Source organism: Sinomonas terricola (assembly GCF_034931225.1).
Taxonomy (GTDB): Bacteria; Actinomycetota; Actinomycetes; order Actinomycetales; family Micrococcaceae; genus Sinomonas; species Sinomonas terricola.
On record NZ_JAYGGQ010000002.1, the window covers coordinates 184,611 to 207,516 of the forward strand.

Below are 22,906 nucleotides of genomic sequence, written 5' to 3' on the forward strand. Positions count from 1 at the left end.
AGAGGTAGCCTCTCCCAATGCCTGCGAGGTGAGCTGTCGGGTTCGGACTGGAAGTATCCGGCCTCCCGGTGCGAACACCGGGCTGCTTTACCCCAAGGCCCTCCGTGAGGAGGACCAGAATTGGTTCCCCCGCCCCTGCCAGACGGTTGTGCGAACGGATTCCGGTCGGCGGCAGAGCTAGGCAATCCGACCGGATGTTCCAACTTGGTTGGAGTTGGAACAAGAACGAGCGTAGCGGACGCAGAACGAAAAGTCACATTCGGATCACAGCCAAAACCAAGATCATCACGAACCGGAAACAGCGGATCCGAGGACTCCGATCAGAGCCACCCGACCGGATCGACGACCTCGCCGTTGACCATGACCTCGAAATGGAGGTGGCAGCCCGTCGAGGCGCCCGTGGTTCCGCTCAGCGCGACCGCGTCCCCACGGCCCACCTTCTGGCCCACCGAGACGCTGAACGAGGAGAGGTGGTTATACGTGGTCTCGAGCCCGTTGCCGTGATCGATGACGACGCGGGTGCCTCCGCCGAAGGGGTGCCAGCCCGCGAAGGTCACCGTGCCGGCCGAGGAAGCCCGCACTGTAGAACCGCATTGCGCGACGAAGTCCTGGCCCCGGTGGAATTCGCGCGCTCCCCCGATCGGGCTCACTCTGTACCCGAACGGCGAGGACTGCACGAGCGTATCGAGCGGCGCACCGAGCGAGCCCTTGGCCTGGGCGGGCGCAATGCTTCCTGCGGACTGGGAGCGGAGCAGACCTTGGAGCTTCCCATCGGGGTCTTGGGCAACGGGGTCTTGGGCGATTCCGATGCCGGACCGGGCGAACGTGACGGGGGCCGTCCGCGGGCGCTGAGACGAGCGCTTCGGCCGCGGCAGCAGGCTCAGGCACTGGAGCGACCGCCGTGCCGATCGCCGCCGTCTGAACGCCTACGGCGAGCACGACGCCGGTCGCGGCGAGGGCAACGCCCAGCTTGTGGCCGGTGCTCGCGGTCGCCGCGCGCATGAGGTCGCGGGCAGGGGCCTGGCGGAGCGAGCGCCGCTGGGCTCGCGCGGCGTCGCGGGGTCGCAGGCCGGTGGAGGAATCGGGGCGCGCCGACGACGGCGCATGCGCGCGCCGTCGCCCATGGACGGGTGAAGTCAAACTCGTAGCCTCTCTCTTCCGCCTGCGGAGTTAGCTGTCGGATTCGAGTCGGAGAGCAATGACTCGGCCCGCACGCGCGCGAACGCATGGGGGCTTCACCCCGAGACCGCTTCCGCGGTCGAGTGGTGGGTCCCCCGCCTCTGCCATGGGTGGGTGCGGCCAGCTCCGCTGGCAGAGCTCGGCGCACGGAGACGGCGGCGCCAGTGGGCGCCACCCCCATGATACGTCGGGCGGGGCCGTTTCGTAATCTTCCCGTTACCTTTAGTGAGACAGGTCTCGCAGCTTGCCGATCACGCATTCATCCAAAGAACGGAATTAATGTGAGAAGCCGATGTTCGATCCTGTGAGAAGTTCAGGAATGTGCCGTCAGCCGATCGAGACGAACACGTGGGCTGCGACCTCGACGGGAAGTTCGAGCGCGCCGTCGACCTTGGGCGTCCGCACGGAAATGTAGTCGCCGACCCGCTCGAGGGCGATCTTCGCCCCAGGCCGGATCCCGCCTTCGTCGAGCTGCGCGAGGAGCTCGGGATCGACCTGGATGGGCTCGGCGAGGCGGCATACGACGACACGCGAACCCGGCGCATACTCACGCATCGCATCGACGAGCGTCACGACGCCCTCGGCGAATCCTTCAGAGGGCACGCCGCCGAGCGCCTCGAGTCCGGGGATCGGGTTGCCGTAGGGCGATTCGCTCGGCTTGCCGAGCAGTTCGTAGAGGCGTCGCTCGACGCGCTCGCTCATGACATGCTCCCAACGGCAGGCCTCGTCGTGGACGTATGCCCAGTCGAGGCCGATGACGTCCGCGAGCAGGCGCTCCGCGAGACGGTGCTTGCGCATGACCTCCGTCGCGCGCTTGCGGCCCGAGTCCGTGAGCTCGAGGTGGCGGTCCCCCGTGACGACGACGAGGCCGTCGCGCTCCATGCGCGCCACGGTCTGGGACACGGTCGGGCCTGAGTGGCGGAGCCGTTCGGCGATGCGCGCGCGCAGGGGCACGATGCCCTCCTCCTCGAGCTCGAGGATCGTGCGGAGGTACATCTCGGTGGTGTCGATGAGATCAGTCATGCGGTCAACGGCTCCTCGGACGCGATTCGGCGGGCTCCGCGGCCAGAAGATCGTGGGACACGGTGCGCACAGCCAGTCTAGCTTATTTTGAACAGCTCAGATTAGGGTCGTGGCGGGGTTCCGCTCCATCGCCCAGCCGTAGCGTTCCGTCGTCGCATGCAGGCCGATTCGCACGGCGCCGAGCGGTTGCGGCAGACTGTTTTGGGGCGGATCGCACCGCCTTCGACGTCGCAAGGAGCCTTGAGTGAGCGAAACGAACCAGCTTGTCATTCCCGCCGACCTTCGCCCAGCCGACGGCCGCTTCGGCGCGGGCCCGTCGAAGGTCCGCCAAGAGCAGGTGGACGCGATCGCGGCCGCCGGGTCGTCGCTCCTCGGCACCTCGCATCGCCAGGCGCCGGTCAAGAACCTCGTGGGCTCGGTGCGCGAGGGCCTCACGTCGTTCTTCGCGGCACCTGAGGGCTACGAGGTGATCCTCGGCGTCGGCGGATCCACCGCGTTCTGGGACGCCGCCGCCTTCGGTCTCGTGCGCTCGAAGGCCCAGCACCTCTCCTTCGGCGAGTTCGGCTCGAAGTTCGCCAAGGCCACGGACAAGGCGCCGTTCCTCGAGGCGTCGAGCATCCGCACGTCCGAGCCCGGCACCCGGCCGGAGCCGGTCGCGGAGGCCGGCGTGGACGTCTACGCCTGGCCCCAGAACGAGACGTCGACGGGCGTCGCGGCTCCCGTCCGCCGAGTTGACGGCGCCGACGAGGGTTCACTCGTGGTCATCGACGCGACGAGCGCCGCGGGCGGCCTCGACGTCGATGTCTCCCAGAGCGACGTCTACTACTTCGCGCCGCAGAAGAACTTTGCGTCCGACGGCGGCCTGTGGCTTGCGCTGTTCTCCCCCGCTGCGCTCGAGCGCGTCGAAGAGATCAAGGCGTCCGGCCGCTGGATCCCCGACTTCCTCGACCTCAAGACCGCAGTCGACAACTCGAAGCTCAACCAGACGTACAACACGCCGAGCCTCACGACGCTCGTGAGCCTCAACGCCCAGGTCGAATGGCTCAACGCCCAGGGCGGCCTCGCGTGGGCCGCGAAGCGCACGGCGGATTCCGCGAGCCGCGTCTACTCGTGGGCCGAGGCCTCGGCCTACGCGACGCCGTTCGTCGCGGACCCGGCCGAACGCTCGAACGTCATCGCGACGATCGACTTCGACGAGTCCATCGACGCGGCGCAGGTCGCGAAGGTCCTCCGTGCGAACGGAATCGTGGACACCGAGCCGTACCGCAAGCTCGGCCGCAACCAGCTGCGCATCGCGACATTCGTGGCGATCGAGCCCGACGACGTCACGAAGCTCACGCAGAGCATCGACTACGTGGTGGGCGCGCTCCGCGGCTGACGCCCTCGTCGGACCTGTTTGGCACAGAAGAACCCCCGGCCTTCCGACCGGGGGTTCTTCTGTGCTGCGTCCCCGCTATTGTGCTGCGGACCCGCGGCCCAATTGCGGGGAAGGGCACCCCATAGAGGATGAGTCAGTCGATCTCGTCGTCGATATCGGTGATTCCGGCGGCCTCGGCGTCGGCGGCTTCCTCGGCCTCCTCCTCGGCCTCCTCCTCGGCGAGCTCGTCGTCGTCGACCGCTTCCTCGTCGTCGACCGCTTCCTCGGCCTCGTCGTCGTCCTCCGCCGCGACCTCCGCAAGCTCGTCCTCCTGCGCTTCGCTGTCCTCGGGCCGGACCCGGTCGGACCACGGCACCCACTCAGGTGCGAGGACCGAGTCCTCGCTCGGCAAGAGGCCAAGCTCGCTCACGGTCACGACTTTCGAGCGCGAGACCCGTGCCACGGTGACGAACCAGTGCCACCCGCGGTAGCCCGGGCGGAGGCACTCGAAGAGATGCGTCACGAGGCGCTCGCCCTCGCTCTTCGCCGCCACGTGACTGCCCACCTGCTCGGCGTCGACCGCTTCGAGGAGTGCCGTGCGCGCGGCGTCGACGGCGCCCGCGAGGAACGCGTCCGGCTTTCCGGCGCGCCACGCGGGCACCCCCGGGCGGGAGAAGCGCGGGGATGCGTCGTGGGAGGTGACTTGGGCGTTCATGCTACGCGTCGAGTTGGTCCGCGACGCGGCGGAGGGCCGCCGCGATCGTCGTGGCCTTGTCCGGATACGTGCCCCTCGAGAGCTGGCCCGAGAGGTTGTCGAGGACGCTCACGAGGTCCTGGACGATCGGCGCGAGTTCGCGGGCGGGCATGCGCTTGGCCTTGGACACCGACGGGAGCTTCTCGAGGACGTGGACGCCGAGTGCCTGCGGGCCGCGCTTGCCCTCCGCGACGCCATACTCGAGCCGCGTTCCGGTCCTGATCTCCCCGGCGTCGGCAGGCACGGCGCTGCCCGGCAGGAAGACCTCATGGCCGTCGTCGCCAGCGATGAACCCGAAGCCCTTCGCCTTGTCGAAGAACTTGACCTTGCCTGTGGGCACTGCCCTGACCCCAATCTGTTGGCACGGCGAACTGCTCGCAGTCCGCGGAGAATAGCGGGCGCCGGTCCTGGCGCCGTCACCTCTAGGTTACTGTGTTCCGCCGTTGCCGTGGCGCGGTGTGAAGGGGTGCTCGGGGTGAGCCTGCGCGGTGAACGCAGTCCCCCTCTCGCGATGAAGTTCGCTCGTGCGGGACTTCACCGCGAGAAGGGGACTGCGTCCGTGCCGTCCATGGCTCCCGCTCGGCATCCCGCGACTCAGTAGAGGATTTGGTTGGCTTGGACGACGTCGGTAGTCCACCACAGGACCTGAAGCTGCATCGGGACGAGAAGCCCCTGCGTCAGCGCGGGCCTCACGAGCAAGCCGTCATAGGCCTGCGGGTCGTGAGGACCGGCCTTGCCGAGATACACGTGGGTTCCGCTTCCAGAAGGCGCAAGCGGGTCCACAGCAGAGACGACCCAGGTCTCCGTCGAGTTGCCCGCCGAGACCGAGATGCGCATCTGGCCATTGGGGTGGTCATACTCCGCATTGACGAAGGCCCATTGCCCAGCGGCCGCGCCGGCGACGCTCCGGACCGTGCTCTCAACTCCTGCGGCAGAGCGGGTCGTCAGCGCCCAGCGCCCGCTCGCGTCGATGCCGAGGCGGAACTGGTTCGTGCCGGATGCGTCGGTCTGCGCAAGCACAGTAGCGGGTGCTGTGGTCGACGGACAGGCCCATACCGACGCAGTGAAGGACCGTGACGGGTCTACGGCTGCGCCACCTTCACCAACGCTGTATCCGCCCGAGTACTGAAAGCCTTCGGGGGCGAAGTCACTCGGCTCCTCGGTGGCACATTCTCCGCTAGGCCCGTCGAACCACGCCGTGATTCCCGTCCGAGAGACCCCCGACGCGGCATCGCTCACGTTCATCGCCATCGACGGAAACGGCGCCCTATTGCCAACTCTGAAGTCAGCAATGGCAGGCCCTGCGATGTTCCCCGCGTCGTCGAACGACCATGCCTGGAGGCGGGTCAGGTCATCGACTGCTCCTGCCGTCACGGTCACAGGGGCCCCGTCCTCAGGGCAGACCATGACGAACGAGAGCGCGCGCTGGCCGCAGACGAGGTCTCCAGGCGGCGCTGAGACGAGGCCCGGAATGGCCACCGAGTAGATGTACGCGTGCACGTCGCGCGAAGAGGAACCAATGGTGAACTGGTACGCCGTCTCGCCGACCATGCCGTTCGCGTCGGTGAGCGTGCCGTAGCCGTCAGCCACGAGGGACGGACTCGCCGACGTCACGAGAGGCGCCGGCGGCGGCGTCGTGTCTACCGAGAACCGGTACTGGACACTGTGCGACTCGCCCCCCTGAACGGAGAGGAGATAATCGCCGTCGGGGAGGTCCGAGCCGCCGGACCAGTTCACGGTCTGCCCGCCTGCCTTCGCGGGGATCGGCGAATTCGTGGACCACACGGCTGACCCGGCGGCGTCTTGGACCGTCATCGAGACCGGGATCGAGGCCCCCGGCTGGCTGCCCGGATCCGAGACCCAGACCGAGAACACCGGCTGCCGGAGCCTGGTCACGCCCTTCGGCGACGAGCCCGGGCACTTGTATGCGCAGCCGGTCAAGCCGGTGACCTGCACTGGCCGATTCCCGGTCGTCAGAACCTGGGACGCCCGCTCGAAGCCGGCATCCGCGTGCGCAGGAAGCCCTGCCGCAGCAAGTCCCGCCGTCCCGATCAGGACGGCCCCCAAGGCACACAGCGATTTCAGAGTGCGGTTAAACGACAAAACGCCCCTCCCCCCAATAGGCGCGCTGTCACGGAGGTGCGACGCGCGCAAAAGCGATTGTGCCCGGAGCCTAACCACGAACGCCGCACGGGACAACCCCCACTTGTCCCGACGCCCCCTCCGCAAGCCAACCCACCACGAACCCGCCGGTCACTGTTAGGTTTGGTGTCATGGCGCCAACATTCCGCCGCGCCGCCTCATGGGGTGGCGCCGCCGTCGCGGTCTTCTCGATCGCCATGGTCGCGCTCGCCCTCGGCCTCGCCGCGGTGGGGCAGACGCCGCCTGGCTGGATGGCCGCCGTCGTCCTCTATGGCCTGCCGCTCGCGTTCGCACTCATGGGAGCCGCCCTCGTCGCGGCGTATGTCGAGAGGAGGAGACGCTAAGGGCATGTCGTCCATCCGTGCACTCGCCGAGGAACTCGCAGCCCGGGGAAACGATTCCCTCCGCCGGCTCTTTGCCGCGCGGCCGGACCTCATCCTGCCCGGCGTCCCCGATTTCGCGGCACTGGCCGCGCGAGCGTGCGCGAGGCTGAGCCTCCAGCGTGCGCTCGAAACGCTCTCGAAGCCCCAGCTCGAAGTCCTCGAGGCGCTCGTCCTCACGACGGACGAGGACGAGGGCCGAAGCGGAAGCGCCGTCGAGCTGCGGCACGCGGTGGGCAACGCGACGCTCGGGAACCTCGATGCGATCCTCGCCGAACTCTCCCAGCTCGCCCTGACCTACCGCGCCGATCCGCCGGACTCGATCCACTCGGCCTCGGGCAGCCGCCGCCGCTACTACCAGCCCGTGGCCCGCGTCCGCGAAGTGCTCGGAAGCTACCCCGCGGGCCTGGGCCGCTGCTACACCGAGCTCACGTCGGTCTCGGCGTTCTTCGCCGAGCGCGCCGCGGGGATCGTCAACGCGATTCCCGCCGCGACACAGCAGCAGCCGGTCGAGCACCACATCGCGGCCGCCTACGCGCTCGAGCGCTGGGCCGGGCTGCCCGAGGCCCTCGACGGCGCCCCGGGCCGGACTCGCGAGGTCCTCGAGAAGTTCACGAACTGGCCCGTGGGCGCGGTGCCGCACGCCGAGGCGCGCGTGCGGCCCGGGCGGCGCACGGAGAACCCGGTCGACTGGCTCCTCTCGCACGGCCTCCTCGTGCCGATCGACGACGAGCACGTCGAGCTCCCGCGCCCGGTGGGCCTCGCGCTGCGCGGAGGCCGGATCGTGCCCGAGCTGTCGCTCGAGCCGCCCGCGCCGCCCAAGGCGACCACGAGCGTCGCGCTGCGGCGCAACGCGGCGCTCGGCGCGATCGGCGAACTCCTCCGGCTCGTGAGCGGCCTCGCGGTCGACGCCGCCGAACGCCCCATCGAGACCCTGCGCGCAGGCGGGGTGGGCACGCGCGAGCTGCGGCGCCTCACGTCGGGCCTGCGCGCCGAGGCCGACCAGACGGTGCTTGCGCTTGAGCTCGCGGCCGCCGCGGGCATCATCACGCTCGACGTCGACACGTCGACATGGCGTGCGACCGCCGCCGAGGAATGGCTCGCCCTCCCCCGCCCCGACCAATGGCTTCTGCTCGCGACGGCGTGGCTCGACACGGTGCGCGTGCCGGCTCTCGCGATGGCCTCCGAGGGCAGCGCGCAGCTCGCCCCGCTGGCGGGCGAAGGCCAGCGGCCCGACGCGGCGCCCGTGCGGCGCCGGATCCTCGAAGTCGCGGCAGAGCTGGCCGCGGAGGCGGACGCGCCCGATGGCCGGGCGTGCGTTGTCTCAGCAGAGGACATCCGGGCGCGGTTCGAGTGGATCCAGCCCCGCCTCGCCCGGCGTCTGCGCGGGCTCCTCGAGGGCGTGCTCGCCGAGGCCGCGATGATCGGCTTCACGGGCTCGGATGCGGTGACCCACGTCGGAGCGGCCGTCTTGCGCGGCGATTTCGACGGCGTGCGGACCCTCCTCGAGGAGATCCTCCCGCCCAGCGTGGACCGTATCCTGCTCCAGGCCGACCTCACCGCCGTCGCGCCCGGCTACCTCGAGCCCGCGCTCGCGCGCCGCCTCGCGCTCCTGGCCGACGCCGAGGGCCGCGGCCCCGCGACGATCTACCGATTCTCGGCCGCGAGCCTCCGGCGCGCCCTCGACTCGGGCGAGGACGCGGCGTCGATCTCCGAATTCCTCATGCAGCACGCGGAAACCGGCGTCCCGCAGCCCCTCGCGTACCTGGTCGAGGACACGGCGTCCCGCTACGGGCGGATCCGCGTGGGCCGCGCGGGCTCGTTTGTCGCGAGCGACGACGAAGCCGCCATCGCGGGCCTGCTCCGCGAGCCTGCGGTGCAGCAGCTGGGCCTGACGCAGATCGCGCCGACCGTCGTCGTGAGCAACGCGACGCCGCAAGAAGTCGCAACGGTGCTCCGCGAGCTCGGGCACGCACCCGCCGTCGACTCCTCGCTCGAGCCGGTCATCCGGCTTCGGCGCGTGCGGGGGTCCGCGGCGCCGGGCCTGCCCACCCCCGTGCCGCACCCCGCTGTCCCGAACCCGGACGACGTCGAGGCGCAGCTCAACGTCCTGCGGAACCAGTCCGCGGTAGGCGGCAACGGCGACGAGGCGGCCCCGATGCTCGGCATCGAGACGCTCCAGAAGGCCATCAGGCTCAAGCGGGCGGTACGCTTGAACATCGTCGACGCGCTCGGCAACTCGACCGTCGAGGAGCTGCGTCCCGTGTCCATCTCGGCGGGGCGCGTGCGCGTGTTCGACCCCGAACGGGAGACCGAGCGCGTGCTGAGCGTGCACCGCATCATCGACGTCGAGCTGGCCTGACCCCACGCGGCACAGCCCGGCGGCGACCCGCGCCGGCGCGCCGCGAACAAGGAGAAACCAGTGTCGGATGGCCCGCTCATCGTCCAGAGCGACAAGACGATCCTGCTCGAGGTCGACCACGAGCAGTCGACCGAGGCGCGGCATGCCATCGCGGCCTTTGCCGAACTCGAGCGCGCACCCGAACACATCCACACGTACCGGATCACGCCCCTCGGGCTCTGGAACGCGCGGGCCGCGGGGATCGACGCCGAGAAGGTCCTCGACACGCTCCTGACCTATTCGCGCTTCCCCGTCCCGCACGCCCTCCTCATCGACATCGAGGAGACGATGTCCCGCTACGGCCGCCTGCGGCTCGAAAAGGATCCGCAGCACGGCCTCGTCATGCGCACGGACGACTACCCCGTCCTCGAGGAGGTCATGCGGGCGAAGAAGATCGCACCCCTGCTCGGCCCGCGCATCGACGGCGAGACCGTCGTCGTCCATTCCTCGGAGCGCGGGCAGCTCAAGCAGGCCCTGCTCCGGATCGGCTGGCCCGCCGACGACCGTGCAGGGTATGTCGACGGGACCCCGCATCCGATCGCGCTCGAGGAAAAGGGCTGGGCCCTGCGCCCCTATCAGCGCCTCGCGGCGGAGAACTTCTGGGCGGGCGGGAGCGGCGTCGTCGTCCTTCCGTGCGGCGCGGGGAAGACCATCGTCGGGGCAGCGGCCATGGCGCAGTCGTCGACGACGACGCTCATCCTCGTCACGAACACGGTCGCGGCCCGGCAGTGGAAGGACGAGCTGCTCAAGCGCACGAGCCTCACCGAGGATGAGATCGGCGAGTATTCCGGCTCCGTCAAGGAGGTGCGGCCGGTCACCATCGCGACCTATCAGGTGCTCACCGTCAAGCGCGGCGGCCTGTACCCGCACCTCGAGCTCGTCGACAAGAACGACTGGGGGCTCATCGTCTACGACGAGGTTCATCTGCTTCCCGCGCCCATCTTCCGCATGACGGCGGACCTTCAGGCGCGCCGTCGCCTGGGGCTCACGGCGACGCTCGTGCGCGAGGACGGGCGCGAAGGCGAGGTCTTCTCGCTCATCGGGCCCAAGCGCTACGACGCGCCGTGGAAGGACATCGAGGCGCAGGGCTATATCGCGCCCGCCGACTGCGTCGAGGTCCGCGTGGACCTTCCCCGCGACGAGCGCATGGCGTACGCGATGGCGGACGACGCCGACAAGTACCGCCTGTGCGCCTCGAGCGAAACGAAGACGGCGGTGGTCGAGCAGCTCGTGCGCCGCCACGCGGGCGAGCAGCTCCTCGTGATCGGGCAGTACATCGACCAGCTCGACGAGATCGGCGAGCGGATCGACGCGCCCGTGATCAAAGGCTCGACGAGCGTCAAGGAGCGGCAGCGGCTCTTCGACGCGTTCCGGGCCGGCGAGCTGCACCGCCTCGTGGTCTCGAAGGTCGCGAACTTCTCGATCGACCTGCCCGAGGCGTCCGTCGCGATCCAGGTTTCGGGCTCGTTCGGCTCGCGACAGGAGGAGGCGCAGCGCCTCGGGCGGCTCCTGCGGCCCAAGGCGGACGGCCGCTCGGCGCGCTTCTACGCCCTCGTCGCGCGCGACACGCTCGACCAGGACTTTGCCGCGAAGCGCCAGCGCTTCCTCGCCGAGCAGGGGTACGCGTACCGGATTGTCGACGCCGGAGACCTCGCCAAGGACTGAGAGTCAACTCTTGGAATCTTTCTCAGAATGGAATGTGATGTACATCACGTTTTGGTGACGGCTGCCGTACAATCATGCCCGAGTGGCATTGAGGAGAATGCGGCTTCGGGGAACTGGGGAGCGCGGCCCGGCTGGGCGGGCCCACAGGGCGCAGCGGCCATGAGCCGCAAACGCCCACCGGCTGCTGGGGGCCAGCCCGCGACGGCGCAACACGCCGCGGGTTCCGCGAATCGCACTCGCCTTGAGAGACATCCCCATGAAACTCATCCATCGCACCCGCTGGGGTGCGTGTCTCACCGTTGCCGGACTCGTCATCGCCAGCGTCACTTCAGGACAGGCCGCCTTTGCCGCACCGCTCCCCGGCAGCACCTTCGAAGGCGACGACGGCAACCTCGTCGTCAACACGGCGGGCAACACCGACTGGGCGAACGTGGCCGGCCTCAACACCGGCATTGATCAGCCATCAGGCGGTACCGACAATGCCTTCGGCCAAGGAACGAAGGAAGATAGCTCCGCGGTCACCGTCGTAACGGGCTCGATCCCGCCCAACAAGAACGATCTCACCAGGTTCTACGAGGCCTCCGAGACGGCAAGCAACAACCACACGTACCTCTATCTCGGGTGGGAACGCCTGGTCAACATCGGCAACGCGAACCTCGACTTCGAGATCAACCAGAACCCGACCACGGGCTTCAACGGATCGACCACCGGGCCCGTGACCCTCAACCGGACGGCTGGCGACCTCCTGGTCACCTACGACTTCGGCGGCAGCGGCACCCCGACGCTGGGCATCAACACGTGGCTGACGGCGGCCGCGGGCAACACCGTGGGCCAGTGCTTCTCCGCCAACGCGCTGCCGTGCTGGGGCAAGCACGTGACCCTCGGCTCGTCGTCGTCCGAAGGAGCCGTCAACACGGTGCCCGTGGTCGATCCGCTCCAGTCCGGGTCACCGACGCTGGGCGTGGGCCTCTTCGGCGAGGCCGCGATTGATCTGACCGCCGCCGGCGTGTTCCCCCCTGGGACGTGCGAGGCTTTCGGCAGCGCGTTCGTGAAGAGCCGGTCGTCGTCGTCGTTCACGGCGGAGATCAAGGACTTCATCGCGCCGATCGCCGTCAACATCGCCAACTGCGGAAGCATCACCATCAAGAAGGTCACCCAGAACGAGCCCGTCCCCGGGACGCAGTCCTTCTCCTACACGACGTCTAACCTGACCCCGGCTAGCTTCAGCCTCGTCAACAATGGAACCAAGGCATTCACCAAGCTGGGAACGGGTACTTACGGCGTGACGGAAGGCGCCCAGACAGCACCGTGGAACTTCGTCTCCCTGACGTGTGACATCACGAGCGGGGTGACGATCACCGGTCAAACGGTGTCGATCGTCCTGGCTGCCAACGAAAACGTGACGTGCACCTACACGAACCACTACACGAACAGTCCCACGATCGCCACGACGCTCTCCGCGACGACAATCACCGTCGGCGGCACGGTCCATGATTCGGCGACCCTCACCGGAGAATCGTCCACCGCGGGCGGCACCGTGACCTACACCGTCTACACCAACAACACGTGTAGTGCGGGCGCCCAGGATGCCGGGACCCTGAACGTCACCAATGGCGTGGTGCCCGATTCGAACGCCATCACGTTCAACACCACCGGCACCTTCTACTGGCAGGCGGTGTACAGCGGTGACGCGAACAACAACGGCGCCACAAGCGCCTGCACGTCCGAGCAGCTCGTGGTCAGCCCGGCGCAGCCGACCGTGGCCACCGCACAGGATCTGATCCCGAACGACAACTTCACGTTGTCCGCCGGATTCAGCCCGACCGGGACGATCACGTTCAACCTGTACGCTCCGAGCGATTCGACGTGCTCGGGGACGCCTGCGCTGACCCAAACGGTGACGGTCAATGGCAACGGCACCTACAGCACCGCCAACACCACCTTCCACGCCACCACGGCGGGAACGTGGCGCTGGGCGTCCAGCTACTCAGGTGACAGCAACAACCTCACGGCCTCGTCTGCCTGCGGCGTTGAGAACTTCACCATCGTCAACGGCTGAGCCCACAAGCAGTACCAGCTAGAAAGGACAGCGTCCCCGGCCCCTCCTGCCGGGGACGCTGTTTGTCGGGGAACGGCCACGGTGAACCCAGAGGCGCCACCGTCCGCTCACAGAAGGCATCCAGCAAGTTCACAGAAACTGGGCGCACCATGTGAGGGTGAAGAAGACCGGACCCGAAGCCAAGCTCCTCGTCGTCGACGACGAGCCCAACATCCGCGAGCTCCTCTCGACGTCCCTGCGCTTCGCGGGATTCGAGGTCGTCGCCGCGGCCAACGGGCGCGAAGCCCTCGCGGCGGCGGAGGAACACGCCCCGGACCTCATGGTGCTCGACGTCATGCTGCCGGACATGGACGGCTTCACGGTCACGCGCAAGCTCCGCGCCTCGGGGCGCTACGTTCCCGTCCTGTTCCTCACGGCGAAGGACGAGACCGAAGACAAGGTGCAGGGACTCACCGTGGGGGGCGACGACTATGTCACGAAGCCGTTCAGCCTCGACGAGGTCGTCGCGCGCATCCGCGCCGTCCTCCGCCGCACACAGCCCGTGCTCGATGACGACGCCGTGATCCGCGTGGACGACCTCGAGCTCGACGACGACGCCCACGAGGTGCGCCGCGGCGGCGTGACGATCGACCTCTCCCCCACCGAGTTCAAGCTCCTCCGCTACATGATGCTCAACCCCAACCGCGTGCTCTCGAAGTCCCAAATCCTCGACCACGTGTGGGAGTACGACTTCAATGGCGACGCGTCGATCGTCGAGTCCTACATCTCCTATCTGCGCCGCAAGGTCGATGCCAACGGGCCGAGCCTCATCCAGACGAAGCGCGGCGTTGGCTACGTGCTCAGGACGGCGGAGAAGCGCTGACGTGCTAGCCCGCTGGAAGAAGGCGTCGCTGCGCTCGCAGCTTGTCGCCATCATGATGGTGCTGCTCACGGCGGCCATCGTCTTCACGAGCGCGGGCACGCTCACCCAGCTGCACACGTTCTTGGTTTCCCAGGTCGACGAAAAGCTCAAGGACGCCCTCGACTACGCGCGCCAGAACCAGGACATCAACCTCCTCACAACGCCCAACCCGTTCCTTCCGTCCGACTACACGCTCGTGCTGTACACGGCGGGATCGCCGCCCCGGATCTATGCCGCGCCCAGCCCGAGCCAAGTGCGCCCGGATGTGCCGAGCCTCACGCCGGATCAGGCACAGCAGATGCAGGCCACGCAGACCATCCTCCAGGCCAACGGCACCGACCGCGACTCGGACTGGCGGTATATCGCCATCCCTGTGCGGATCACGACGACGGGCGAGCGCGCGGCCATGCTCATCGCGCTGCCGCTCACGAGCGTCGACGAGGCCATGAACCACACGCTGCTGCTCGAGATCGGCGTCGGGGTGCTCACGCTCACCCTCGTCTTCTTCGTCGCGTCCTGGACCGTGACGCGCGCGTTCCGGCCGCTGCGGCGCGTCGAGAAGACGGCCGCGGCCATCGCCGCAGGCGATCTCTCCCAACGCGTCGATGAGGAGGCCCCCGGGACCGAACTTGGCCGGCTCTCGTCCTCGCTCAACGCGATGCTCGCCCATATCGAGCGGGCCTTCCGGGATCGCACGGAATCTGAGGCGCGCATGCGCCGGTTCGTCTCCGATGCCTCGCACGAGCTCCGCACGCCGCTCGTGACGATCCGCGGCTTCTCCGAGCTGTACCGCCACGGCGCCCTCTCGACGACCGAGGACGTCGGCATGGCGATGGGCCGCATCGAGAGCGAGGCGAAGCGGATGGGGACGATGGTCGAGGACCTCCTCACGCTCGCACGCCTCGACGAGCAGCGGCCCGTTCTCCTGCGGCCCGTGGACCTGCTCCCGCTCGGGCACGACGCCGTCGTCGACGCCCAGGCCGCGGCGCCGGACCGCACGGTCCGCCTCGTAGGGCTCCATGCGGGCCAGCGGGCGACGGCGGCCCCCGCCTTGGGGGATGAGGGCCGGCTCCGCCAGGTCGTGGGGAACCTCGTGGGCAACGCGCTCCGCTACACGCCCGCGGGCTCGCCGCTCGAGGTGGCCGTCGGCGTCACGACGGACTCCGGACGGCATGCGTCAGTCCTCGAACTGCGGGACCACGGGCCCGGCATCACGGAAAGGGACGCCCCGAAGATCTTCGAGCGGTTCTACCGTGCCGACACCTCGCGCACGCGCGAAACGGGCGGCACCGGGCTCGGCCTCGCCATCGTCGCAGCGATCGTCGGCGCGCACGGCGGAACCGTGCGGCATCGCGAGACGCCCGGTGGCGGGGCGACGTTCGTCATCGAGCTTCCGTTCCAGCCGATCCCCGAAACGCCTCCCCAGCCCCCCGAGCCGCCGCGCGCACCGGGGCCGGAAGCCCGCGCTTCTCACGGCGGTAGGGCGGTCGATGCCCCTCAACAGGGCTGGGGCCGCTGAGTCGTCCACATACGACGACGGCGCCGCGCGCTGCCGTGGGACCCGTGGCTAGTCTCGTGGTAGCGGAGGGCAGGGGGCCCTCTGCGATCACGAAGGGCGGACAGCATGGCAGTGCTCAAGGCGGATACCGAACGGATGAGCGCAAGCGCGCACAAGGTCGCGGCCACAGTCGAACGGGTACGTGCCGAGGCGCGGAGCCTGTGCCTCGACCTCGAGCTCCTCGCGGAGTGCTGGCAGGGCGAGGCGGCCGCGAGCTTCCAGGCCGTCATCGCGCAATGGAACCACGCCGAGGCTCAGGTAGAGACCTCGCTCGACGCGATCGGGGTCTCCCTGCAGCACGCGAGCGCGGGGTATCAGGACGTCGAGGGCCGCAACGCGATGTTGTTCCGGTAGAGCGTGCGCGGCGGCGTGATCGGCGGGGCGTCCGTTCCTGTCGGGCCGTTCTCTGTCGGACCGTTCTGGCAGGATGGATCGTATGACGATCACCGCCGCCGCAGACGGCTCTGCCCTCGGAAACCCCGGCCCCGCGGGCTGGGCGTGGTACGTCGACGAGGACCGCTGGCATGCCGGGGGCTGGCCGCACGGCACCAACAACCAGGGCGAGCTCATGGCCGTGCTCGACCTCTTCCGATCGACGGCCCACCTCCCCGAAGAGCCGCTGCGGATCCTGTGCGACAGCCAGTACGTGATCAACTGCGTCACGAAGTGGATGCCGAACTGGAAGCGGCGCGGGTGGACGAAGGCGGACGGGAAACCAGTCCTTAACTCGGACCTGCTCAAGCAGATCGACCGCGAGCTCGTGGGCCGCACGTACACGTTCGAATGGGTCAAGGGCCATGCCGGCCATTCGCTCAACGAGGCCGCGGACGAGCGCGCCCGCGCGTGCGCCACTGCGTATCAGGCCGGAGGCGCTCCGGTCGAGGGCCCGGGCTTCCCGTCGCGCGCCGCCGCGCAGCCCGCGGTTCCCGCCGAGCAGCCGAGCGCCGAGGCTGTACAGGAAGACCTTTTCGGCGAACTGACCGGGTCCGGGGACGAATCGATGAACCTGGCACAAGGCGCGATCGCGGCCGCCGACGGCCACCTCGCCATGCCGGGCCGGGCGGATATCGAGGCCGTCGTCGAGCTCGAACAGGAACTCCTCGAGCCGGAGACCCGCGGAGACTTCGGCCAACTAGCGTATCTCCTGCATCCCGAGTACCGCGAGATCGGCCAGTCAGGACGCCTGTGGGATCGCGACGAGATCGTGGACGCGCTCGTCCAGGAGCCCGAACTCAACGTCGCCTTCGAGCTCGTCGAAGCGACGCCGCTCGGGCCTGACCTCATCCAAGTCCTCTACCGGACGGAGAGCGCCGAGGGATCGTGCCTGCGCTGCTCCCTGTGGCAGCGCACCGACGGCCGCTGGCGAATCCGGTTCCACCAGGGCACGCCCGAGGCGTGAGCACCGATCCCTCGCACCACGCACGCGAACGGCGGGGCCTCCACCGAAGTGGGAACCCCGCCGTCGTGCGTTTACGTCAGGCGAACCGTCGAGCGTTTGCCGGACGGCCGCCAGCGGCTCCTAGATCAGAAGCCGCCCATGCCGCCCATGTCGTCGGCACCCGGGCCGGCCGGAGCGGCCTTCTCGGGCTTGTCGGCGACGACGGCCTCGGTCGTGAGGAAGAGGCCGGCGATCGAGGCGGCGTTCTGCAGGGCAGAGCGCGTGACCTTGACCGGGTCGTTGACACCGGCGGCGAGGAGGTCCTCGTAGACGCCCGTGGCAGCGTTGAGGCCGTGGCCCGCAGGCAGGCCGCGGACCTTGTCGGCGACGACGCCCGGCTCGAGGCCGGCGTTGAACGCGATCTGCTTGAGCGGAGCCTCGATCGCGATCTTCACGATGTTGGCACCCGTGGCCTCGTCGCCCTCGAGCGTGAGGTTCGCGAACGCCTTGGCGCCGGCCTGGATGAGGGCCACGCCACCACCGGCGACGATGCCTTCCTCAACCGCAGCCTTGGCGTTGCGGACGGCGTCCTCGATGCGGTGCTTGCGCTCCTTGAGCTCGACCTCGGTGGCCGCGCCCGCCTTGATGACGGCCACGCCGCCGGCGAGCTTGGCGAGGCGCTCCTGGAGCTTCTCGCGGTCGTAGTCCGAGTCGGAGTTCTCGATCTCGGCGCGGATCTGCGAGACGCGGCCGGCGATCTGCTCGGCGTCGCCTGCACCCTCGACGATCGTGGTCTCGTCCTTCGTCACGACGACCTTGCGAGCCTTGCCCAGGAGGTCGAGCGTCGCGTTCTCGAGCTTGAGGCCAACCTCTTCGGCGATGACCTGGCCACCCGTGAGGATCGCGATGTCGGTGAGCATGGCCTTGCGGCGGTCGCCGAAGCCCGGGGCCTTGACGGCGACGGACTTGAACGTGCCCTTGAGCTTGTTGACGATGAGCGTGGCCAGAGCCTCGCCCTCCACGTCCTCGGCGATGATGAGGAGCGGCTTGTTGGCCTGCATGACGCGCTCGAGGACCGCGACGAGGTCCTTCACGGAGCCGATCTTGGAGTTGACGATGAGGATGTACGGGTCCTCGAGGACCGTCTCCTGGCGCTCCGCGTCGGTGACGAAGTACGCCGAGAGGTAACCCTTGTCGAAGCGCATGCCCTCGGTGAGCTCGAGCTCAAGGCCGAACGTGTTCGACTCCTCGACGGTGATGACACCCTCCTTGCCCACCTTGTCGAGGGCCTCGGAGATGAGCTCGCCGATCTGGGTGTCGCCGGCGGAGATGGACGCGGTCGCGGCGATCTCCTCCTTGGTCTCGATCTCCTTGGCGGACTCGAGGAGCTCAGCCGTGACAGCGTCGACGGCCTTCTCGATGCCGCGCTTGAGCGAGAGCGGGTCGGCGCCGGCGGCGACGTTGCGGAGGCCTTCCTTCACGAGGGCCTGCGCGAGGACGGTAGCGGTGGTCGTGCCATCGCCCGCGACGTCGTCGGTCTTCTTGGCGACCTCCTTGACGAGCTCCGCGCCGATCTTCTCGTACGGGTCGTCGAGCTCGATCTCCTTGGCGATGGACACGCCATCGTTGGTGATCGTGGGGGCGCCCCACTTCTTCTCGAGGACGACGTTGCGGCCGCGCGGGCCGAGGGTGACCTTGACGGCGTCGGCCAGCTGGTTGAGGCCGCGCTCGAGGCCGCGGCGGGCCTCCTCGTCGAATGCAATGATCTTGGCCATGACGGCAATCTGTCCTTTCGGGACGGTCTGTTGTGAGCTCACCCGCTGCAGCGCCCGCGACGGCCGGCGCCTGCTTCCCGGTCACTTCCCGGTCCGCTGACGCCTCACTTCAGCGTGGTGTTCCCTTCCTCCCGCGGACGACGGCGGCGCGCCGGGACTCGCGACCCGTTCGACTTAGCAGTCTGACCGTGGGAGTGCTAGGTCAATCATTAGCACTCGGCAGGGTTGAGTGCAAGCGCCACGGTGGGTCAGCGGGCGACGGACTGGGTGCCCGCGGGGCGTGCCGTGTTCTCCGCGCCGTACCTGAAGACCGTGAAATTCGCCGTCGTGACGTCCCCGCTCGCGTCGAACGCGATCGGCCCCGACTGGCCGTCATAGTCAACGTGGGTCCCCTTCGCCTCGAGCGAAAGGCAGTCCGCGAGCGTCGTGCATTTCGTCCGCTGCGGCGCGGTGCTCTGCCCTGAGGGGGCGATCGCCCCGCCCGAGACCAGGACGAGGTGCGACGCGATCGAGGTGCCGCCGTCGTCCTGCGCGTCGGCCGCGGCGAGGATAGCAAGGGACGCCGCGTCGTACGCCTCGGCGGCGAAAGTCATGTCGGCCAGGCCCGGAGCCTGCTTGAGCATGTCCGTTTGGAAGGACGCGGCCGGGAAGACACCCGGAACCAGTCCGCGGGCGCCGTCGAGCGCGCTGCTCGCGAGTCCCGTCCCGTAGGGGGCGACGAGCGCGTCCGCGAGCACGAGCTTCGAGCCCGGCACGCCGCCGTCGTGCACCTGCGCGAGGACCGCCTGGGGATCGTCGCGGGCGACGATGATGACGGCGTCGGCCCCGGCCGCCAGCGCCGACGCCGCGGCAGCCCGCGCGTCGTGCCCCGTGAATTCGCCGCTCCCCTTCTCTGCGAGGCCGGTGGACTTCGCCGCAGCCGACGCCGCGCTGCCGATGGCCGCGCCGTATCTGCCCTTCTCGCGCAGGATCGCGACGCTCGAGGCGTCGCCCGCCTTCGCGAGCGCGGCGAGTGCCGCGCCTTCGGCGGACTCGGTCGGCGCGGTGCGGAAGTAGTAGCCGCCGCTCGGGTAGGACGAGAGCGTGTCGTCGAGATTCGCGGGTGAGATGAGGACCGTCTTGGCCTTGTCCAGCACGTCGATGGCCGCGGGCGCGTGGCTTGAGTCGGTCGGCCCGATCACGACGTCCGCCTTCGCCTCGACGAGGTGGCGCGCCGCCGTGGCGGTATCCGTCGAGGGAGTGGGCGCGATGAACTCGATCGGCCGTCCCTTGTGGCCGCCCGCCGCATTCGCTTGCCGGACCGCGAGCTCGACGGCCGCGCGCTGGGCGTCGTTGAGGTACGCCTGGCCGCCCGCGTTGTCGAGCAGCATTCCGATGCGCAGCACGCCGTCGCCCGAGGCCTCGGTCTGGGCGAGGCGCGCGTTGCCCGAGTCCCCGGCGCCGCATCCCGCGAGAGCGAGCGCGATCACGGCCGCGACGGCGGCCGCGGCGCGAGGGCGTCGGAGGGCGAGGGCCACTATCCCGCGTACCCCGGACCGAGGACCGCCGCGAGCGGATAGCCGAGCTGCTGGGCCTGCTGCACGTTGGCGATGCCGAGGTCGGCGGCGAGCGCCTGGGCCGAGGCCTTCTGGCTCGCGTCCCGATAGAACACGACCGAGGACGCGACCTGCGACCCGCCCCAGTTGCCGATCGCCGCGACCGTCCAGCCCGCGTTGCGGGCTGCCGTCGCGACCCGGTTGCCGAGGCCGGACGTCGTCGTCGCGTTATAGACGCCCACCTGAAGGGTGTGGTCCGCGGTGGGGGTCGGAGTCGGGGTGGGCGTCGGCGTCGTGCTCGCCGACGGGGTCGCGCTCGGCGACCCGGAGGCGCTCGGCGCCGACGCGGACGACGACGTCTGGCTGCCCGGCGCTGGGCTCGCCGCCGTCGAGCTGAGGTACTTCGGGACGATGAAGAGCACCGCCGCAACCACGACGACCGCGATCGCCGCTGCGACGATCACCCACGCGACGCCGCGGCGCGGAGGCTGGACGCTGTCCTTCGCGCGGTGCACGCCTTGGCGCCGCGGCGTTTCGGTCACATCGTCGAATTCGTCGCGTGGGAAATTGCTCATATCGTCGTGGGTCCTCGTCAGATGCTGTGCTGGGGACCGCGGCAGGCTCAGGCGCTGCCGCCCAGGCGACGAGCCGTCCGTGCGCGCTGCCGCGACGACCTAAGTCTACGCAACCTCTTCACGAGCATCGGATCGTGGGCGAGAGCGGCCTCCGTATCGATGAGGGCGTTGAGGAGCTGGTAGTAGTGAGTCGCAGAGAGGTCGAAGAGCTCGCGGATGGCCTGTTCCTTCGCACCGGCGTACTTCCACCAGTTGCGCTCGAGCGCGAGCATCTGCTCCTCGCGGTCCGTGAGTCCCGGCGCGGCTGCGCGGTGCTCGGGGTGCTCGACGAACTCGTGTGCCTCCGCTGCGCCCAATGTCGGCCGCTCCCTTCGAGTGGATCGATCCCGTGACGGCTCCCACCAGTGTAGGAGCGAACTACATTGATGTCATTTGTGCCCCGCTGTGTGCGTGCCAGGGCGGGTCGGATCGTCCATGGGAGACTGAGGGGCGTGATGGACGCCGAGCCCCTCTTCGAGCTCCCCGAGGCGGGGAGCGCCGTCCCGCCCTCGGCAGCCGACGAAGCACCGCGCCTCGCGGAGATGGCGGACGCGCCCCTCGACGAGCTCATGCACCCCGAGTGGGCGGCCGCGCTCGCCCCAGTCGAACCGCAGCTGCGCCACGCGCTCCGCACGGCCGCAGCGGATGCCGCGGGCGGCGCCGTCGTCCTCCCTCCCCCGCCCGCGGTGCTGCGCGCGTTCCGCGAGCCGCTCTCCGGGGTCAAAGTGCTCGTCGTCGGCCAGGATCCGTATCCGACGCCGGGGCACGCGATGGGCCTGAGCTTTTCAGTTGCGGCCGACGTGCGACCCCTGCCGCGGAGCCTCGCCAACATCTTCCGCGAACTCGCGGACGACGTCGGCGGCGCACCGAGCACGGGAGACCTCACGGGATGGGCGGAACAGGGAGTGCTCCTCCTCAACCGCGTGCTCACCGTGCGGTGCGGGCAGCCCGGGGCGCATCGGCGGGCGGGCTGGGAGGAGGTCACGGAGGCCGCGGTGCGCGCCGTCGTCGAACGCGGCCTCCCGCTCGTCGCAATCCTGTGGGGAAAGGACGCGCAGACTATGCTCCCCCTCTTGGGCGCGACGCCGTCCATCTGCTCCGCGCACCCCTCGCCGCTCAGTGCTTCTCGGGGATTCTTCGGGTCGCGCCCGTTCAGCCGGGTGAACGAACTGCTCCGGGCACAGGACACGGAGCCGATCGTCTGGGCGTGAGCCAGTAGGCTGGGCCGCATGACCACAGGCACCACGACGGCCCCTGCCAAGAAGCCCCGCCCCACGCTCGACCTCGTCGTGGCGCGGACTGAGTGGCTCACACCCCACCTCGTGCGGGTGGTGGCCGGCGGACCGGGCTTCGACGCGTTCGCGGACAACGGCTTCACGGACAAGTACGTGAAGATCTCCTTCCCGACGGCGCTGCCTGACGGCGTGTGGTCCGACGGACCGGTCGACGTCGCGGCGATCAAGGAGACGCTCCCCCGCGAGCAGTGGCCCGTGACCCGCACCTACACCGTGCGGTCGTTCGACGTCGACGCCCGCGAGCTCTCGATCGACTTCGTCGTGCACGGCGACGAGGGCATCGCCGGGCCTTGGGCGGCGTCGGCGAAGCCGGGCGACCGGCTCGTGTGCGCAGGTCCCGGAGGCGCCTACTCGCCCAACCCCGACGCAGACTGGCACCTCTTCGCCGCCGACGAATCGGCCATTCCGGCCGTGGCCGCCGCCCTCGAAGCCCTCCCCGACGACGCGAAGGGCATCGCGTTCATCGAGGTGGGCTCGGGCGCCGACACCCTCGACCTCACGGCGCCCACCGGCGTCGAGCTTCGCTGGCTCTCACGCGAAGGCGAGCGGGCCGGGGAAACCCTCGTGCTCGCCGAAGCCGTGGCCGCCGCCGAGTGGCTCCCCGGGACGCCGAGCGTCTTCGCCCACGGCGAGCGCGGCGCCATGAAGGAGCTCCGAGCCGTGTTCAAGGAGCGTGGCCTCGCGCGGGACCACCTCTCGCTCTCGGGCTACTGGGCGCACGGCCGCGCCGAGGACCAGTTCCAGGCGGAGAAGAAGCTCCCCGTCGGGGAAATCTGACTCGGCCAATCTGGGTCGCGAGATGGCCACGGGTCGGGCGAGAGGTGGCCACGCGCCGCCGAGAGGTGGCCAGTGGTTGGGGGAAGGTGGCCGCGCGCCGGGCGAGAGGTGGC

20 protein-coding genes and 2 riboswitches are annotated in these 22,906 nt (G+C 69.4%); of the genes, 11 read left to right on the forward strand and 9 right to left on the reverse strand.

Annotated elements, in window-relative coordinates:
- Positions 1–4 precede the first annotated feature (4 nt).
- A riboswitch (cyclic di-AMP (ydaO/yuaA leader) is annotated at positions 5–163 on the reverse strand.
- A gap of 157 nt (positions 164–320) precedes the next feature.
- Both SPF06_RS22090 and SPF06_RS05495 read right to left on the reverse strand, forming a co-directional pair.
- A complete protein-coding gene (locus SPF06_RS22090) occupies positions 321–677 on the reverse strand; it encodes a M23 family metallopeptidase (protein WP_428985707.1) in 357 nt (118 codons plus the stop codon).
- Positions 678–1,144: 467 nt separating this feature from the next.
- Positions 1,145–1,311: riboswitch (cyclic di-AMP (ydaO/yuaA leader) on the reverse strand.
- Between the two features lie 195 nt (positions 1,312–1,506).
- Positions 1,507–2,202 carry an iron-dependent transcriptional repressor DtxR gene (locus tag SPF06_RS05495; RefSeq protein ID WP_323277955.1) on the reverse strand — a complete coding sequence of 232 codons (696 nt, stop codon included), beginning with the start codon at positions 2,200–2,202 and terminating at the stop codon, positions 1,507–1,509.
- Between the two features lie 244 nt (positions 2,203–2,446).
- On the opposite strand from SPF06_RS05495, the gene serC reads away from it, so the two are divergent.
- The gene (gene serC, locus SPF06_RS05500) at positions 2,447–3,580 is read left to right on the forward strand and encodes a phosphoserine transaminase (RefSeq protein WP_323277956.1); all 1,134 of its coding nucleotides are present in this window, start codon (positions 2,447–2,449) and stop codon (positions 3,578–3,580) included.
- 133 nt (positions 3,581–3,713) lie between these two features.
- On the opposite strand, the gene SPF06_RS05505 is transcribed toward serC, so the two are convergent.
- From SPF06_RS05505 to SPF06_RS05515, 3 genes are all read right to left on the reverse strand, one after another.
- Positions 3,714–4,274 (reverse strand): DUF3027 domain-containing protein, encoded by a 561-nt coding sequence (locus SPF06_RS05505; RefSeq protein ID WP_323277957.1) that lies wholly within the window; start codon positions 4,272–4,274, stop codon positions 3,714–3,716.
- Between the two features lies 1 nt (position 4,275).
- Complete coding sequence (locus SPF06_RS05510; RefSeq protein ID WP_323277958.1) at positions 4,276–4,653, reverse strand: cold-shock protein; 378 nt, start codon at positions 4,651–4,653, stop codon at positions 4,276–4,278.
- 254 nt (positions 4,654–4,907) lie between these two features.
- Entirely contained in the window at positions 4,908–6,209 is a 1,302-nt protein-coding gene (locus tag SPF06_RS05515; RefSeq protein ID WP_323277959.1) for a LamG-like jellyroll fold domain-containing protein, read from the reverse strand.
- Between the two features lie 377 nt (positions 6,210–6,586).
- Here SPF06_RS05515 and SPF06_RS05520 point away from each other — a divergent pair, with 377 nt between their 5' ends.
- The 8 genes from SPF06_RS05520 to SPF06_RS05555 all read left to right on the forward strand — a co-directional run bounded on the left by SPF06_RS05520 (position 6,587) and on the right by SPF06_RS05555 (position 16,818).
- Complete coding sequence (locus SPF06_RS05520) at positions 6,587–6,799, forward strand: hypothetical protein (RefSeq protein ID WP_323277960.1); 213 nt, start codon at positions 6,587–6,589, stop codon at positions 6,797–6,799.
- A gap of 4 nt (positions 6,800–6,803) precedes the next feature.
- Positions 6,804–9,197: a helicase-associated domain-containing protein gene (locus SPF06_RS05525; RefSeq protein ID WP_323277961.1), complete on the forward strand. Its 2,394-nt coding sequence runs from the start codon at positions 6,804–6,806 to the stop codon at positions 9,195–9,197.
- A gap of 60 nt (positions 9,198–9,257) precedes the next feature.
- Positions 9,258–10,901: a DNA repair helicase XPB gene (locus SPF06_RS05530; RefSeq protein WP_323277962.1), complete on the forward strand. Its 1,644-nt coding sequence runs from the start codon at positions 9,258–9,260 to the stop codon at positions 10,899–10,901.
- A gap of 256 nt (positions 10,902–11,157) precedes the next feature.
- Positions 11,158–12,960: a hypothetical protein gene (locus tag SPF06_RS05535; RefSeq protein ID WP_323277963.1), complete on the forward strand. Its 1,803-nt coding sequence runs from the start codon at positions 11,158–11,160 to the stop codon at positions 12,958–12,960.
- A 157-nt stretch (positions 12,961–13,117) separates the two neighbouring features.
- A complete protein-coding gene (locus SPF06_RS05540) occupies positions 13,118–13,822 on the forward strand; it encodes a response regulator transcription factor (protein WP_323277964.1) in 705 nt (234 codons plus the stop codon).
- Position 13,823: 1 nt separating this feature from the next.
- On the forward strand, positions 13,824–15,380 hold the full coding sequence (locus SPF06_RS05545; protein WP_323277965.1) for a sensor histidine kinase: 1,557 nt from the start codon (positions 13,824–13,826) through the stop codon (positions 15,378–15,380).
- 105 nt (positions 15,381–15,485) lie between these two features.
- Positions 15,486–15,773 (forward strand): WXG100 family type VII secretion target, encoded by a 288-nt coding sequence (locus tag SPF06_RS05550; protein ID WP_323277966.1) that lies wholly within the window; start codon positions 15,486–15,488, stop codon positions 15,771–15,773.
- Between the two features lie 82 nt (positions 15,774–15,855).
- Complete coding sequence (locus tag SPF06_RS05555) at positions 15,856–16,818, forward strand: ribonuclease HI family protein (protein ID WP_323277967.1); 963 nt, start codon at positions 15,856–15,858, stop codon at positions 16,816–16,818.
- Positions 16,819–16,943: 125 nt separating this feature from the next.
- On the opposite strand, the gene groL is transcribed toward SPF06_RS05555, so the two are convergent.
- The 4 genes from groL to SPF06_RS05575 all read right to left on the reverse strand — a co-directional run bounded on the left by groL (position 16,944) and on the right by SPF06_RS05575 (position 21,038).
- Positions 16,944–18,572 (reverse strand): chaperonin GroEL, encoded by a 1,629-nt coding sequence (gene groL / locus SPF06_RS05560; protein WP_323277968.1) that lies wholly within the window; start codon positions 18,570–18,572, stop codon positions 16,944–16,946.
- 248 nt (positions 18,573–18,820) lie between these two features.
- Positions 18,821–20,089, reverse strand: a complete 1,269-nt coding sequence (locus SPF06_RS05565) for an ABC transporter substrate-binding protein (protein ID WP_323277969.1) — start codon at positions 20,087–20,089, stop codon at positions 18,821–18,823.
- A complete protein-coding gene (locus SPF06_RS05570) occupies positions 20,089–20,682 on the reverse strand; it encodes a LytR C-terminal domain-containing protein (protein WP_323277970.1) in 594 nt (197 codons plus the stop codon). The genes SPF06_RS05565 and SPF06_RS05570 overlap by 1 nt, the downstream gene beginning before the upstream one ends.
- A 47-nt stretch (positions 20,683–20,729) precedes the next feature.
- Positions 20,730–21,038 carry a DUF3263 domain-containing protein gene (locus SPF06_RS05575; RefSeq protein WP_323277971.1) on the reverse strand — a complete coding sequence of 103 codons (309 nt, stop codon included), beginning with the start codon at positions 21,036–21,038 and terminating at the stop codon, positions 20,730–20,732.
- Between the two features lie 138 nt (positions 21,039–21,176).
- Here SPF06_RS05575 and SPF06_RS05580 point away from each other — a divergent pair, with 138 nt between their 5' ends.
- A complete protein-coding gene (locus tag SPF06_RS05580; RefSeq protein ID WP_428985708.1) occupies positions 21,177–21,932 on the forward strand; it encodes a uracil-DNA glycosylase in 756 nt (251 codons plus the stop codon).
- Positions 21,933–21,950: 18 nt separating this feature from the next.
- Positions 21,951–22,793: a siderophore-interacting protein gene (locus SPF06_RS05585; RefSeq protein WP_323277972.1), complete on the forward strand. Its 843-nt coding sequence runs from the start codon at positions 21,951–21,953 to the stop codon at positions 22,791–22,793.
- Positions 22,794–22,906 lie beyond the last annotated feature (113 nt).

Bases quoted from the DNA above. Each gene is read 5' to 3' on its own strand.
- SPF06_RS05580 (WP_428985708.1), top strand. From the start codon at position 21,177: ATGGACGCCGAGCCCCTCTTCGAGCTCCCCGAGGCGGGGAGCGCCGTC.
- SPF06_RS05495 (WP_323277955.1), bottom strand. From the start codon at position 2,202: ATGACTGATCTCATCGACACCACCGAGATGTACCTCCGCACGATCCTC.
- SPF06_RS05555 (WP_323277967.1), top strand. From the start codon at position 15,856: ATGACGATCACCGCCGCCGCAGACGGCTCTGCCCTCGGAAACCCCGGC.
- SPF06_RS05585 (WP_323277972.1), top strand. From the start codon at position 21,951: ATGACCACAGGCACCACGACGGCCCCTGCCAAGAAGCCCCGCCCCACG.
- SPF06_RS05535 (WP_323277963.1), top strand. From the start codon at position 11,158: ATGAAACTCATCCATCGCACCCGCTGGGGTGCGTGTCTCACCGTTGCC.
- SPF06_RS05505 (WP_323277957.1), bottom strand. From the start codon at position 4,274: ATGAACGCCCAAGTCACCTCCCACGACGCATCCCCGCGCTTCTCCCGC.
- SPF06_RS05550 (WP_323277966.1), top strand. From the start codon at position 15,486: ATGGCAGTGCTCAAGGCGGATACCGAACGGATGAGCGCAAGCGCGCAC.
- SPF06_RS05520 (WP_323277960.1), top strand. From the start codon at position 6,587: ATGGCGCCAACATTCCGCCGCGCCGCCTCATGGGGTGGCGCCGCCGTC.
- SPF06_RS05525 (WP_323277961.1), top strand. From the start codon at position 6,804: ATGTCGTCCATCCGTGCACTCGCCGAGGAACTCGCAGCCCGGGGAAAC.
- SPF06_RS05570 (WP_323277970.1), bottom strand. From the start codon at position 20,682: ATGAGCAATTTCCCACGCGACGAATTCGACGATGTGACCGAAACGCCG.
- groL (WP_323277968.1), bottom strand. From the start codon at position 18,572: ATGGCCAAGATCATTGCATTCGACGAGGAGGCCCGCCGCGGCCTCGAG.